Source organism: Vibrio sp. JZG10, assembly GCF_054064075.1.
In genome coordinates this window covers 42,649-57,480 of the sequence record NZ_JBSUGE010000014.1, presented here as the reverse complement: position 1 = coordinate 57,480, position 14,832 = coordinate 42,649, and the positions used below count along the sequence as shown (strand labels likewise).

Annotated in this window: 14 protein-coding genes; 8 read left to right on the top strand and 6 right to left on the bottom strand. The window is 45.6% G+C overall.

Going from position 1 to position 14,832, the window contains the following annotated elements:
• From ACWYVB_RS16000 to gloB, 3 genes are all read right to left on the bottom strand, one after another.
• Complete coding sequence (locus tag ACWYVB_RS16000) at positions 1-687, bottom strand: YIP1 family protein (RefSeq protein ID WP_301576304.1); 687 nt, start codon at positions 685-687, stop codon at positions 1-3.
• On the bottom strand, positions 684-2,267 hold the full coding sequence (locus ACWYVB_RS15995) for a lytic transglycosylase (RefSeq protein WP_104969700.1): 1,584 nt from the start codon (positions 2,265-2,267) through the stop codon (positions 684-686). Before ACWYVB_RS15995 ends, ACWYVB_RS16000 begins: the two co-directional genes overlap by 4 nt.
• A 256-nt stretch (positions 2,268-2,523) precedes the next feature.
• Positions 2,524-3,282, bottom strand: coding sequence for a hydroxyacylglutathione hydrolase (gene gloB / locus ACWYVB_RS15990; RefSeq protein WP_006741673.1), 759 nt, complete (start codon positions 3,280-3,282; stop codon positions 2,524-2,526).
• A gap of 37 nt (positions 3,283-3,319) precedes the next feature.
• On the opposite strand from gloB, the gene ACWYVB_RS15985 reads away from it, so the two are divergent.
• The gene (locus ACWYVB_RS15985) at positions 3,320-4,066 is read left to right on the top strand and encodes a class I SAM-dependent methyltransferase (RefSeq protein WP_012841508.1); all 747 of its coding nucleotides are present in this window, start codon (positions 3,320-3,322) and stop codon (positions 4,064-4,066) included.
• Here ACWYVB_RS15985 and rnhA read toward each other — a convergent pair.
• Positions 4,063-4,527 (bottom strand): ribonuclease HI, encoded by a 465-nt coding sequence (gene rnhA, locus ACWYVB_RS15980; RefSeq protein WP_012841509.1) that lies wholly within the window; start codon positions 4,525-4,527, stop codon positions 4,063-4,065. The genes ACWYVB_RS15985 and rnhA overlap by 4 nt on opposite strands.
• A 59-nt stretch (positions 4,528-4,586) precedes the next feature.
• On the opposite strand from rnhA, the gene dnaQ reads away from it, so the two are divergent.
• From dnaQ to ACWYVB_RS15955, 5 genes are all read left to right on the top strand, one after another.
• Entirely contained in the window at positions 4,587-5,309 is a 723-nt protein-coding gene (gene dnaQ, locus ACWYVB_RS15975) for a DNA polymerase III subunit epsilon (protein ID WP_005380385.1), read from the top strand.
• Positions 5,310-5,317: 8 nt separating this feature from the next.
• Positions 5,318-6,568 carry a TIGR03503 family protein gene (locus tag ACWYVB_RS15970; RefSeq protein ID WP_395222204.1) on the top strand — a complete coding sequence of 417 codons (1,251 nt, stop codon included), beginning with the start codon at positions 5,318-5,320 and terminating at the stop codon, positions 6,566-6,568.
• A gap of 204 nt (positions 6,569-6,772) precedes the next feature.
• A complete protein-coding gene (locus ACWYVB_RS15965) occupies positions 6,773-7,330 on the top strand; it encodes a hypothetical protein (protein WP_395194750.1) in 558 nt (185 codons plus the stop codon).
• Positions 7,331-7,381: 51 nt separating this feature from the next.
• Complete coding sequence (locus ACWYVB_RS15960) at positions 7,382-7,774, top strand: DUF1353 domain-containing protein (protein ID WP_145532711.1); 393 nt, start codon at positions 7,382-7,384, stop codon at positions 7,772-7,774.
• A gap of 83 nt (positions 7,775-7,857) precedes the next feature.
• Positions 7,858-8,268: a GNAT family N-acetyltransferase gene (locus ACWYVB_RS15955; RefSeq protein WP_145532712.1), complete on the top strand. Its 411-nt coding sequence runs from the start codon at positions 7,858-7,860 to the stop codon at positions 8,266-8,268.
• A gap of 73 nt (positions 8,269-8,341) precedes the next feature.
• Here ACWYVB_RS15955 and ACWYVB_RS15950 read toward each other — a convergent pair whose 3' ends face one another.
• Positions 8,342-10,117 carry a SulP family inorganic anion transporter gene (locus ACWYVB_RS15950; protein ID WP_006741676.1) on the bottom strand — a complete coding sequence of 592 codons (1,776 nt, stop codon included), beginning with the start codon at positions 10,115-10,117 and terminating at the stop codon, positions 8,342-8,344.
• 210 nt (positions 10,118-10,327) lie between these two features.
• Entirely contained in the window at positions 10,328-12,772 is a 2,445-nt protein-coding gene (fadE, locus tag ACWYVB_RS15945) for an acyl-CoA dehydrogenase FadE (protein ID WP_395222203.1), read from the bottom strand.
• 375 nt (positions 12,773-13,147) lie between these two features.
• Here fadE and lpcA point away from each other — a divergent pair, with 375 nt between their 5' ends.
• Both lpcA and ACWYVB_RS15935 read left to right on the top strand, forming a co-directional pair.
• Complete coding sequence (lpcA, locus tag ACWYVB_RS15940; protein WP_005380392.1) at positions 13,148-13,723, top strand: D-sedoheptulose 7-phosphate isomerase; 576 nt, start codon at positions 13,148-13,150, stop codon at positions 13,721-13,723.
• 51 nt (positions 13,724-13,774) lie between these two features.
• Entirely contained in the window at positions 13,775-14,620 is an 846-nt protein-coding gene (locus ACWYVB_RS15935; RefSeq protein ID WP_006741678.1) for a class II glutamine amidotransferase, read from the top strand.
• Positions 14,621-14,832 lie beyond the last annotated feature (212 nt).

Sequence of the window (14,832 nt, the reverse complement as noted above, 5' to 3'; positions counted from 1 at the left end):
TTAGGTCACCACAATATAAAGCGCCCAAATAACGTAGAAGAATACCCATGGCAGGCTTGCAATCACCAAGGCTTGCCCACGTTCAAACTCAGTCCAAGTAAGCACAACACCGTAGCCCAGTACAATGTACCAAGGCAGCAGTAGTGGTAGTGAGCTGGCAAAATGCGACCACTCGTTGGTGAGTGGCAGTTTTAATAGACCATTGAGGCTGTTTAAATCTGCTGCGTAAGTCATCACCTGGCCATGCTTGAGCAATAGGCTCGCGTAGCTTGCTATATCGCCTAGTACTGCTGGGAATAAGATTGCACACGACGCGGCAAACCACTTCCAGTAACCATATTGTTGCTTGCTTGCCTTCGTTGCAAGAAAGAACCAAAGCGCAAGCAACAGTAAGGTGGCAAAGCGATTGAATACATCATTGATGATCGCACTGGCCATTAGCGTGTTTGGCTCTAATAGATCAATCTGCTTTGGGTCGATTTGCTGAAACTGCGCAGCAAGTTGGTCACTGAGCCAATTGAAATCGACATTCGAAAAGTAAGCACCCCAAAATAAAAACGGACTAAGCATCAAGAAGATGAACGGTTGCCATCCCCATCCGCCGCGTTGGTAAAGTGCTAGAAAGCAAGATGTTGGAGAACGAAAAATGTCCAACAGCATCACAAGTGGGTTGCTTGATGGGTTCATACACTTACCTTCGTTACGTCAACGTACAACTTAAGCTTTTGACCTGGTTGTAAGTATTTTTTCTTGTGTAGCGAGTTCCATTTCACGATGTCGTTCGTTTTTACTTTGAACTTGCTTGCAATGCCGCTAATGGTGTCACCAGAGCGAACGTTGTAGAAAACGGTACGGATCACAGCACCTTTGTCTGAGTCCTTCCAAATCACGAGCTTTTGACCAACGCGCAATGGATCTTTAGGGCCCATGCCATTCCATTTTGCTAACGATTTATACGACACTTTATTTTCACGTGCGATTGACCACAAACTCTCTCCAGACTGAACGACATGAGTGAGCTTGAGTTGTCCACGAGCACGTGATTGAGTCTTGCTTAATCGATTTTGTGCCGTTAGTGCGTATTTCGCATCGTCTTTTGTTGACGTCGGAATCAGTAGGTACTGGCCAATACGAATATTGTTATTCGACAGGCCGTTTGCACGTCGAATCACTTTTGTGGTTGTGCCGTATTTATTAGCTAGCACACTTAAAGAGTCACCAGACTTCACCTTGTAGCGAGCGACCTTCATCCCTTTACCACGGTTTTTCTCCACCTTAGTGAGAAAAGTCTCTTTTTTCTCTACCGGAATCAAAAGTTGGTGCGGACCTTCAGGCGCAGTCGACCATTGGTTGTATGCAGGGTTGTAACTTTGTAACTCTTTCACACCAATGCCGGCATAATCTGCTGCAATGGCCAGGTCAAGCTGTTCTTTCGGATCGACAAGCGTTAGAACAGGTTTGTTTGGAATCGCAGGAATATTAAGTCCGTACTTGTCTTGGTTTGCGATGACGTCAGCCAAGGCTAGCAGCTTAGGTACGTAACTGCTGGTCTCTTTTGGTAAGTCCAATGAGAAGAAATCGATAGGTTTACCGAGCTTTTTATTTTTACGAATTGCGCTAGAAACACGGCCACCACCACTGTTGTAAGCAGCAATTGCATGCTCCCAGCTACCATCAAAACGCTCGTTTAGTTGTACAAGGTAGTCCAGTGCGGCATCCGTTGCTGCTGCCACATCTCGGCGACCGTCATACCAGTAGTTTTGCTCTAGTCCCATCATCTTTCCGGTGCCAGGGACAAATTGCCACAATCCAGCTGCACTACCGTGTGAGTATGCAAAGGCATCGAATGAGCTTTCCACCACAGGAAGCAAAGCAAGCTCCATTGGAAGTCCACGCTCTTCGATACGTTTTGTGATCATGTATAGAAAAGGAGTCGCTCGCTTAGACACCGTGTAAAGGTGATTCGGGTGCTTTAGATACCACGTACGGTAGTAGTCCACTTTCTTATGGTTTGGGATATCCATTTCAAGTTGCATGGCGATACGTTGCCATACATCTTCTTGTTCCTGAGGGGAAAGAACTTTAGGCGCGTCGTTAGCGGATTTTTTTGCTAAAGACGATGTGTTGCCCGGTTGAGCCTTCGCTGCATTTTGTTTTGCAGTCTGCTCAGATTTATTGGTTTCTGGTGTAGAAGACGTTGAGTCTGACTGAGTCAATTGACAGCCAGATAATAACAACGCCAACGCCCAGGTATACTTCAAACGCATGGATTCAGCCTATTTAGGGCCTTTTTATCTTCACCTGCCTGTCGCGCAACACAATGTGCGTGGCAGTCGCAAGATAATAGACATCTTTTAAACACTAACTAATTAATAGAGGCAAAGAGCTTCTAAATTATGCAATGGGGAGAAATTCAAATAGATTTATATCAACCCCCAAACGTAAGAGAAGCGCCAGTGGCGCTTCTCGAAAAATCAGCCCCTGATAATACTGGGGTCTTGCAAACTTACAAGCAGAAAATGGTTAAAATTCGTTCTTCCACTCACGCAAAGCAGTAAAAACCGAGCATGGATCGCTATTTTTAATACGACTAGCAACAGATTGAACCACGTCAGGATTGGTGGTTCGCAAGAACGGATTAATCCACTTTTCTTTGCGTATTGTTGTTGGAAGTGTCGGAATGTTTAGGGCTCGCAGTCGGTTTACATCATCGCGATATTGACGTAGCTGCTCATTATCAGGCTCAACCGCTAAAGCAAACGCCACGTTACTCGCGGTGTATTCATGCGCGCAGAAGACTTGAGTTTCTTCTGGTAGAGACGTTAGCTTGTTTAGTGACTCAAACATTTGCTCTGGCGTACCCTCAAAAATACGACCGCAGCCTGCGGAAAACAACACGTCACCGCAAAACAGTTTTCCGTCTCCAACGTAACCGATATGACCTAAGGTATGGCCTGGTAAACCTAGCACTAAAAAGATTTCGCCAAATAACTCCAGTTTGTCGCCTTCTTCCATGGGGGTGGTTAGGGTCGGAATTGGCTCAGATTTCGGGCCCACAACGGCGACTTCAGGAAAGGCACGCACTAAGTCTGGAACGCCACCAATGTGATCGTTGTGGTGGTGCGTAATTAAAATCGCTTCTAAAGTTAATTCGTTAGCCTGCAAGTATTCTAACACTGGCTTCGCATCGCCCGGATCAACGACTGCGCAACGCTTATCGCTATTTTGTATCAGCCAGATGTAATTATCATTAAATGCGGGTATGCTTTTGATCTCTAACACGATTCGTTCTCCGTCACCCATTTTAGTCAGGTGGTTAATGAAACCAGCACTCAGCAACAAAACTATACCACACCCGTCGACTTGGTCAGCAATGAACAACGGTCCGTGGGTGCTTGAGTCAATCCAGACCCGACTTGATGAATGGTGTCCGAAACTCTTCGGTTACCATATGCTCAAACTGGGCGGGTTGAGCTGTGAGCTAACCAGCTGTAATTGTAACATTCAACACCAAGTCAACGTAGATATCCAGAACCCGTTGCATAATGTGATTGCAGATGGTTACGAATTGCCCTTTTTGGAAAAAAGCTTTGATGTTGTGATACTCGCTCATCAGCTCGACTATGCAAGCGATCCACACCGTTTGCTACGGGAAGTCGATAGAGTGATGATGGATGATGGTTATTTGATAATCACTGGATTTAACCCACTAAGTTTGACTGGATTAGCGAGTTTGCTTCCATGGCGTAAACATAATTTGCCTTGGAGTGGACGAATGTTTACGTCGAACCGCATCAACGACTGGTTAGGGTTACTTAATTATCAAGTGATTCATTGCGATCGTTACGCGCTGTTTCCGATGAAGCGTTACCGCACGATGTGGACATGGTTGGAAAACAGTCTCGGTGATTGGGCGTCACCTGCAGGGAGTTTGTATTACATTGTGGCAAGGAAACGAACATACCCTCTCAAGCCTATCAAACCGCATTGGCGTTTGAAGAAAAAGCTCACACCACTAGGGGTGATGAATCGAGAGGGCAATACTATGAGGAAAGAATCTCGTTAAGAGGGTTGGTAACCAGTATCTTCCTCGGTTGGGTTTTCTGCGGCGGTACGGGCTAGCTCATCACAAATTTCATTCTCACGATGACCAGCGTGGCCTTTTACCCAGTGCCATTCAACTTGATGGCGTGCGGTTTCTTTGTCTAGAGCTTGCCATAGATCGGCATTCTTAACGGGTTTTTTATCCGCTGTTTTCCAGCCACGCTTCTTCCAGTTATGGATCCACTGAGTAATACCTTGGCGCACATATTGACTGTCAGTCGTTAAAGTGACTTTGCAAGGTTGTTTTAACGTCTGCAGCGCGACGACAGCCGCCAACATTTCCATGCGGTTGTTGGTGGTTAACGTGTAGCCTTTGGAAAGCGTCTTTTCTACGTCTTTGTAACGCAATACAATGCCGTAACCACCTGGTCCTGGGTTACCTAAACAAGAACCGTCAGTGAAAATCTCAACGTGTTTGGTCATATTTTTTGGTACTATTAGCCGAAACATTTAATAAAGCATAGTCTGACATACATAACCTTATGAATACCAGCAGCAATTCTGAATATAACCGCATTGTCGTTCTCGATACCGAAACCACAGGTATGAACCGCGAGGGTGGTCCTCATTACATGGGACACCGCATTATTGAAATCGGTGCCGTGGAGATCATCAACCGTAAGCTGACTGGTCGTCACTTCCACGTTTATTTAAAACCCGATCGTGAAATCCAACCAGAAGCGGTTGAAGTTCACGGTATTACGGATGAATTCTTGGTTGATAAACCGGAATACGCGAGCGTGCACCAAGAGTTTCTTGAGTTTATTAAAGGCGCAGAACTTGTTGCCCACAACGCACCCTTCGATACGGGCTTTATGGATTACGAGTTTGGCATGCTCGATCCCAACATCGGCAAAACGGACGACTACTGCAAGGTGACCGATACCCTTGCTATGGCGAAGAAAATCTTCCCTGGCAAGCGAAACAACCTTGATATCTTATGTGAACGCTACGGTATTGATAACTCGCACCGTACACTCCACGGAGCTTTGCTCGATGCGGAGATTCTAGCCGACGTTTACCTCTTTATGACGGGTGGTCAAACGAGTCTAGAGTTTAACGCGAATAAACAAGAGGGTGGGGTAGAAACCATTCGCCGTATTGAAGGAAGAAAAGCGCTAAAGGTTTTGCGCGCAAGTGCCGATGAACTAGAAGCTCACCAAAAAAGATTAGAGTTGGTGAACGACTGTATTTGGCATCAATAGGAGAAGCTATGCTGAGGGCTTTGTTGGTCGCGTTTTTAGCGATATGGAGTAGTCTCTCGAGTGCATCGAGTGAATCTGCTATGTCTTTGTTAGACAATCGCTTTCGAGTGGATCCAACCATCGAGCAGATCACTTTTTTAGTTTATCGTGAGCAAAGTTCTCAGCCAGTTGTTTTAGTCCGCCCTGACGGTAAAAAGTACTATGCTTGGGACGCCTACGACAATGTACGTTGGTACCAAGAAGCCTCACTCGATATTATCTCCGTTGACAACCCTATGCCAGGTCCATGGCAGGCTGTGGGGAAAGTCACTCCTAAAAATAACATCCGCTTAATTTCTCACTTAAAGCTCAGCACGGATGTGTTCCCAAACCGATTATATAATGGGGAAGCGCTTAAGTTTACAGCTCGCCTAACCTCCGACGACAAACCTCTCGTACTGCGCGACTTCCTTGACCGCGTGAATCTACGCGTGACATTTACCAAGTTTGTCGAAAATGAAGATGAGTTGATCAAAGAAGCACGTCCAGTGCCGATGGTTGTGGGTGAGTTTGCTGATGATGGCCGCGGCTTGGATGAAAAAGCAGGGGATGGTGTGTTCACTGTCCAACTACCAATAGACGTTGAGCCCGGTAAGTACCGTGCGCGAATCACCTCTGGTAATGGCGTATTCTTACGAGCGCAAGAGCAAGTCATCTTGGTTTATCCGAACCCCATTTCTCGTACTTTTATTCAGGCGCGCAATCCTGACAAACCACACCAATTGGTGGTGAGTGGTGAGCAAGGTATGATCGCGCCAGGCTCAATCGCAGTCACGGTGGAACAAGATGCACCCGATGGCTTCGTTAGCTACAGCCAAGGGCAGGTGTCTGAAGATGGAATGAGAACCACGCTGAACCTCAATAACGATGCTGAGCTAGGTAAGTACGCATGGCGTGGCGAGATCTTTGCCACTGATTTTGCGACTCAACGTCCACTGGTGTTTCCTATTCCAGAGCAAACCTTCAGTGTTGTTGATGAAGTTGATCTAGAAGTCGCTCGAATTGCAAAAGAAGCTGAATTAGCCGAGCAGCGCCGTATTGAAATGGAAAAGCAAATTATCGCTGAGCGGGAGGCTGAGCGTAAGCGCAGCATGATTATTATCGCGGTGGGTAACGTGATAATGCTGCTGATTGTGATCATTGCATGGATAGTCTGGCGCAAAATTAAAGCGAAGCGCGATGCCATGCCAGAGATGCAGTTAGAAGTGCCAAAGAAATAGTAGTAACACATGAAGCGAGAAACGGAGCCAATCGGCTCCGTTTTTTTTCAGTTTAAGTTTGAGGCAGAATTTGATGTTTCTAATGGTCATTAATCATTTTATTTTAAAGTAACACCATGATTTAACGTTGATTAATCATAATAAAGCTCGCATGATACTCTTTACGTTTCGACTTGATTTTAGTGCGTATCTACGGAGTGAGTTATGACAATTGGAGCGTTAGAACTAGAACATCTACCACGACAAAAGGCCTTGGTTGAGTCTGCTTATGATGCCTTTTATTCTAAAAAAGACGTTGTTGCTGCGGTATTGCTTGGTTCATTGTCATCAGGAAAAGGTGACCGTATTTCGGACGCTGATGTTGTTGTCTTTACTCAAAACAACTTCCATAAAGCCTCAGAGCCTTGCTTTACCCAGTTTGAAGCTAATAAAGACATTTTTTATCGACTTGAGGGAGAGCACAACGAAAATGCGTGCTTCAAAAAATACATTTTTAATGATCTAACCAGTGCAGAGATTCATTGTTTAGATCTCTGTGAGCCTTTCAAACTTTCTAAGCCATTTAAGGTTTTATTTGATAAAACTGATGTGATTGCTGGCATGGTTACTGATGAACCTGCGCCAAAGCATGAAGATTTCCCAGTTTATACCAGTGGTGATCAAGGCCTGATTTGGGAACTCTTTGATTGCATTAAGTGGTTGAGCAGAGATAACCATGATCTCGCTAAGTCCTACCTGAAAAAACTCTCTGAGAAACTCTAATTTGAGAGTTATCCCCGTTCCTCCCACTCATGTTAGTTAGGCGGTTAGGTTATGAAATACAAAAAACGTCAGAAGTACAAATACACTCTCCATTCTGAAGAAAAGATTGAGACTCGCATTTCAGTGAGTCAGGCGTATGACTGCCCTTTTCTTAGTTTGTCCAAACAAGGCGTGTTAACGATTAAAAAGGGCTATGCTTGGGATGGAGCGAGTGGGCCAGCATTAGACACAAAAAACATTATGAAAGCTTCTTTAGTGCATGATGCTGTTTACCAACTCATGAGGGAAGAGGTGTTGCCACAAAGTGCTCGAAAGCATGCGGATATGTTGCTGAGAGAAATATGTTTAGAAAAAGGAATGTCTAGCTTCAGAGCGACTTATATCTACTATGGCGTCAGAGTTGTCGGTGGCTTCTTTTCCAGACCCGACACTTTGTGTGCTTAATGGGAACATCTTTCCAATTTTAACTGTTTATTTATACAGTTTGGTTATGTAAGCTCCAAGGTGATACAAAGGAGTCGTACATAATGACAATAAGATATGAAGAGCACGTGCCAAGCCCGAAAGAATACTGTGATATGCGCGTCAAAGCCGGGCTATCACCCAAATCGTTGAAAGCTGCTGAAATTGGTCTACCCAATTCGTTGTATGGCGTATCTGTCCGGGATGAAGGAAAGCTCATTGCAATGGGCCGGATTGTTGGTGACGGGGCGTGTAACTTCGAAATTGTCGACGTTGCCGTTGACCCTGATTATCAAGGTAACGGGTTAGGTAGAAAAGTCATGGAATACATCGACGGTTATCTTTCTTCTGTTGCACTTGAAGGCTCTTACGTTTCTATGATTGCTGATGAACCGGTCTTTTACGAAAAGCTTGGTTATAGGCTGGTGGCTCCTAAAAGCCAAGGGATGACAAAAAAGTTTAAGCCGAAGGCGTAACACGTATTCAGCTGTGCAAATAAGCAATAGAAAACAGGAGTTTAATTTCCTGTTTTCTATATTAAACTTCTACTTAAGCCACTTCTGGAATTGGTTTGGGTGGCTGCTCTAAATCAGGCTCTTTTTGAACAGTAGGAATTTGTCCCTCACCCACAGCACTGATGTAACAGCCACTAAGTTTAATGGCAAGGTACATATCGGCTCGCAGTAAGATGCCTCCTTCACTGGTGCTGATACCAGTAAGCTCACACCATTGACGTAAGCGTCGTTTCCTTCCTGCGAGGATTAAGCGTACGCCTCTCTTTTTTAAAGTATTGTGAATATCTGACAGTGTTGCCATCACACTGAGATCTAAGTGAGTAAAGCTCGATACGGCGTCGATGACAACGCAACTTGCGTCTTTGTGATGTTCTACTTGCTCTAACACTCGGCGTTTAAAGTAAGGTGCGTTGAAGTAAGTCAGCGGCGAGTTAAAGCGGTAAATCACCATTCCAGGAATAGGCGAAGCTTTTCCTGAGTCGTCGATGGTCCGAATGGTGCCTTTTTCATCCAAGCCAAGTAGCTGATCACTCGGTCGCATGACAATACGTAAAAATTGAAACAGCCCTAGCAGTACCGCCAAAGTGATCCCCGGTATTACACCCACGATCAACACAGAAATAAAAGTAATGATGGCCAGATAAAATGCATCTTTGTCACGAGATTTTAATTTCCAAATGGCTTTGAGATCGAGCAGAGACAAGGATGCGATGATCAACACGACACCAAGTGATGCGATGGGAATAAACTGTAAAGGCTCATAAATAAATACCGCAATAATGGCAATGGTGATTGCGGCGACGATCGAAACTAATTGAGATTTACCGCCGTTTGCATCATTTACCGCTGTGCGTGAGTCAGCGCCGCTTATCGCGAAACCTTGCGAAAACGCTGAGGCAATGTTAGCAAAGCCCAACGCCTGAAACTCTTTATTTGCATCAATATCATAACCGTTTTTAGCGGCGAAACTGCGCGCGGTGAGCATCATGCTAACAAAGCTGACAATCGCAAGGTTGAGCGCCGGGACCACTAACTCACGAACTTCACCTAGCTCAAACTCCGGCGTTTGAAACTGAGGGAAACCACCTTGAGTGAGCCCAACTACGGATACGCCCATCTCTTGTAAATGGAAAAACCAAACTGACGCGGTAGTCACGAGTATCGCCAGCATGGCAGCAGGCCAAGTTGGTCGGTAGCGTTTGGTGAGTAAATAAACGACAACCGTCACGATACTCAGAGTTACGGTAGGCCAATGAAGCTCGGTTAATCGTTGTGGAGCCTCCCATAAGCGTTCCAGCAAATAACGTTGTTCGTATTTCAAACCGACCACTTTGGCAAACTGACCAACGATAATCGTGAGAGCAACACCGTTGAGTAGACCCAAAAGAATCGGGCGAGAAAGGAAATCTGCAAACACCCCTAACTTGAAACGACTGGCCAGTACACACCAAATCCCCGTCATCGCTGTCATGGTCATGACTAACTGCCAATGTTTTGTAGGATCACCCGCGGCAAGCGGCGTAACAACGGCGGCAATCACTGCACAGGTTGCTGCATCAGGTCCGACAATGAGTTGTCGAGATGTGCCCATCATGGCGTATACCAACATTGGCAGTACACACGAGTACAGACCGACAATTGCAGATACACCGGTTAGCTGTGCATAAGCTATGGCAACTGGCAGGGCAACCGCGACAACAGAAAAGGCGGCTCTAAAGTCGTTAACAAACCATTCTTTTTGATAATGCTTAAGCTGAACAAGCCCTGGGAACCACTGTGCGAATAATATTTTAGCCAACGGATTTACCATATATGTGAGTGAGTTACTTAAAAGTATACACCGCTTGCTTGGAACGTCTGTGAGTTAGTTATCACTGGAAATCGGGGGAAGGGTCGGAGTGCGTGGATTTTATTGCGCTTGCACAGAGGTTCTTCGTGGTGTGAGGTGTTATGAACGCTATTTTGGTAGCAATAAAAAACGGGAGTTGTCACTCCCGTTGTATGGTTTCAGATTAGAGAGTTAGGCAACGCTATCCATCTGAGGGTATAGCGGCTTTGCGGCGAGCAATTCCGGCTCGAAGTCGTCAACGTTGATTGTATCCAGACGATGCTGTTCAGCTTCTCTTAGTAGGTCGGCTTCTTCTTGCGTGATCAAGCCTTGCTCTAGCCCTTCCTGAGCAATCATATCCAAACGCATAAATGGACGGCGTTTACCTTGCGCTTTACATACCTTGTCAAACACAGGCTCAGCTTGAAGAATCACAGACAATGCAAGCTCAATCTTACCTGCTGCGTTGTGCTCGGTTGGTTCAAGGTACTGACCGCGACCAATGCGTGAGCGCGTTGCACTAGGCGTTTGTAGAATGCGCGCCACTTTGCTGTCTAGTTTATCGCTTGGCGCTTTGCGTACACGACCGAATGGCATGATTAACACGCGCAGTGCACGACCAATCACTTTGTTCGGGAAGTTTGCTAAGAATTCGTCTACCGCCACTTCCGCTTGTTTCAAACTGTCTTGTAGACCCCAGTGTACTAATGGTAAATCTTCGACTGGGCGGCCATCTTGCTCAAAACGTTTCAACGCCGCAGAGCTTAAATATAGCTGGCTTAGAATGTCACCAAGACGCGCTGATAGACGCTCTTTACGCTTCAAAGAGCCACCTAGCACTGCCATTGAGATATCCGATAGCAGAGCAAGGTTTGCACTGTAACGGTTCAATTGTTGGTAGTAACGCTTGGTTGCATCTTTGGTTGGTGATGAAGAACCTAAACCGTCGCTCAAACCAAACCAGATACTGCGTACGAGGTTACTCATGGTAAAGCTCACGTGACCCGCAAGCGCTTTATCGAACTTCTCAACTGCATCGCCAGCGTCAGAATATGCTGCGTTCATTTCTTCAAGAACGTAAGGGTGACAACGAATCGCACCTTGACCAAAGATGATCATTGAGCGTGTTAAAATGTTTGCACCCTCAACCGTTACCGCGATTGGCGCACCTTGGTAACCACGCGCTAGGAAGTTAGAAGGTCCCATACAGATACCTTTACCGCCTACGATGTCCATTGCGTCGATGATGCTTTGCTGACCGCGATGAGTACAGTGGTACTTCACGATAGCTGAGATTACTGATGGCTTTTCACCTAAGTCGATACCTGCCACGGTTAAGTTGCTTGCTGCATCCATCACGTAAGCATTACCACCAAGACGTGCCAATGGCTCTTCTACGCCTTCCATGTGACCGATAGGTTGTTTGAACTGGCGACGAATGCGTGAGTAAGCGCCCGTTGCCATTGCCGCAGTTTTGATGCCACCTGTTGAGTTTGAAGGTAGCGTGATACCACGACCAACCGATAGACACTCAACCAGCATACGCCAACCTTGGCCCGCCATTTTTTCACCACCGATAATGAAATCGATAGGAACAAAGATGTCTTTACCGCGCGTTGGACCATTTTGGAATGGCACATTGAGCGGGAAGTGTCGGTTACCTATCTCAACACCTTTGACATCAGTTGGGATAAGCGCACAAGTGATGCCAAGATCTTCTTTGTCGCCTAGCAAACCTTCAGGATCGCGAAGTTTAAATGCTAAGCCTAGTACCGTTGCGACTGGCGCTAGAGTGATGTAGCGCTTGTTCCAAGTCAGGCGCATACCCAGTACTTCTTTTCCTTCCCATTCGCCTTTACAAACCACACCGTAATCTGGAATAGAGCCAGCGTCAGAGCCTGCTTCTGGACTCGTTAAGGCGAAACAAGGGATTTCCTTACCTTCAGCTAGGCGCGGTAAGTAATGATTTTTCTGATCTTCAGTACCGTAGTGTTGCAGTAGCTCACCAGGGCCCAAAGAGTTAGGAACACCAACGGTAGACGATAGAACGCCAGAAACACCCGTTAGTTTTTGTAGTACTAGTGATTGAGCGTATGCTGAGAACTCAAGACCACCGTATTTTTTCTTAATGATCATGGCGAAGAATTTGTGATCTTTCAGGTATTGCCAAACTTCTGGCGGTAAGTCCGCGAGTTCATGGGTCACTTGGAAATCACTCACCATGGCGCACACTTCATTCACAGGGCCGTCTAAAAAGGCTTGTTCTTCCGCACTTAACTTAGGTGCTTGAATCGCGTGTAGCTTTTGCCACTCTGGTTTGCCTTTAAATAGTTCGGCTTCCCACCAGACGGTACCTGCGTCTAACGCTTCTTTTTCGGTTTGAGACATAGCTGGCAGCACTTTCTTGAAAAGCGCTAATGCTTTGCGGCTTATCAAAGACTGACGTACGCCAGGAACCGCGAATACAGCGGCAGCAAGAACGTAAATCGTCCAACCAGTAACGCCAACCGCGCCTGTTACTGTAAGCGCTAACATAGCTGCTGTGAGTAAACTAATAGATTTCACGAGAGACATGCGGTGGTAGAGCGTAATGCCTAACACGACCGTCATCGTGATGATTGAGAGCAAGATGTCCATATGTATTTTCCTTTTCAGACTTTATAAGTGTTGTACGTCTGTATGTTAGGTAAGAGGTCCAACCAGTTGGTTTAAGTGTAATCAAAATATTAAGGAAATGTAAAACATAAGATTGGATAAAAAGTGATCTAAGTAGAGTTAAAGTTCTAAAGTGCGATTTGAGTGATGGTTTCATGAGCAAGTTGACAAGTTTATTACCATCACCAATCTAAATCTGTTGGTTCACTATCGACACTAATTCTCGTTTGTGGGTAAACTCAGAGTAATCAAACCCGAGTTCAGGTTTATGAAATGTCCGATACCAAATTGGTATCAGAACAATTTGCTCAGTGAATCTAGGACTGACTGAAGCCGAAATAATAAAGAGAACGTCTTATGTACCATGATCTGATTAGAAGTGAATTAAACGAAGCTGCTGAAGTGCTCAACAAATTTTTAAGCGATGACCATAACATTGCGCAAATCGAAGCAGCGGCGAAAATGATTGCTGACTCATTCAAGCAAGATGGTAAAGTACTGTCATGTGGTAACGGTGGTTCTCACTGTGATTCGATGCACTTTGCCGAAGAGTTAACAGGCCGTTACCGAGAAAACCGTCCTGGCTATGCTGGTATTGCTATTTCAGATCCAAGCCACCTTTCTTGCGTGAGTAATGACTTTGGTTATGACTTCGTGTTTTCCCGTTATGTAGAAGCGGTTGGCCGAAAAGGTGACGTCCTGTTTGGTCTGTCGACTTCAGGTAACTCAGGTAACATCCTTAAAGCGATTGAAGCGGCGCAAGCGAAAGGCATGAAGACGATTGCGCTAACAGGCAAAGATGGCGGCAAAATGGCAGGGCTTGCCGATATTGAAATCCGCGTGCCACACTTTGGTTATGCGGACCGCATTCAGGAAATTCATATTAAGATTATTCATATCATCATTCAGTTGATTGAAAAAGAGATGGAATAGTCGTTTCACGGCCACCTTTTCGAGCTGTGTTGTTAGGGAGTTTTTTAAATCATGTGTGAATTGCTCGGTATGAGCGCTAATGTTCCGACGGATATTTGTTTCAGTTTTACCGGGCTCATGCAGCGTGGAGGTCGAACTGGCCCACACCGTGACGGATGGGGAATTACCTTCTACGAAGGGAAAGGTTTTCGAACTTTCAAAGATCCCAAGCCAAGTTGTGAGTCGCAAATTGCAGAGTTAGTGCAAAATTATCCTATCAAGAGTCGTGCTGTCGTTAGTCATATCCGACAGGCGAATCGTGGTGGTGTTAATTTAGAAAATACTCATCCCTTTACACGTGAGTTATGGGGTAGGTATTGGACGTTTGCGCACAACGGTCAGCTCTCAGGCTATCAAGACTTACATACGGGTCGACACCGACCTGTCGGCGAGACAGATAGCGAACTGGCATTTTGCTGGTTGTTGAAGCAAATGGAAGATCGATATCCTGAGCCGCCAAAGGATATGGAGTCGGTATTCTTATATGTTGCTAAATGTTGTGATGAGCTAAGAGAGAAGGGTGTATTTAACATGCTTCTGAGTGATGGTGAGTATGTAATGACGTATTGCACCAATCATTTGTATTGGATCACAAGACGCGCACCGTTTGGAAAAGCCGCTTTGCTTGATGAAGATGTGGAAATTAACTTCCAAGAAGAAACAACGCCACATGACATTGTTTCTGTGATCGCGACTCAACCTTTAACGGGTAACGAAGCTTGGCAGCGGATGAAACCTGGCGAGTACGGCTTGTTTCACCTAGGTGAACTAGTGAAAAACAATGCCTCTGAACTGGTGAATGTGCCGTTTGCAGCGGCGAAACCGGGCAATCAAGCGCCAACCGAACCGTTGGAGTGATGGTTTCTTACTCTGAATATAAAAATAAAGCTCGCTTAATCGCGAGCTTTATTTTGATGCGTTTTAAACCGAATGCGGATACTGGTGAACTCTCATACTTTCTAGCTTCCTAGTCTCGCTAAGGCTTGCCGGAAAGACGTAACTGATAGAAATTTCTCATAAAACACCACGTCATTCTGAACGGTGAGGAACGAACCAGATTCAGAATCTAC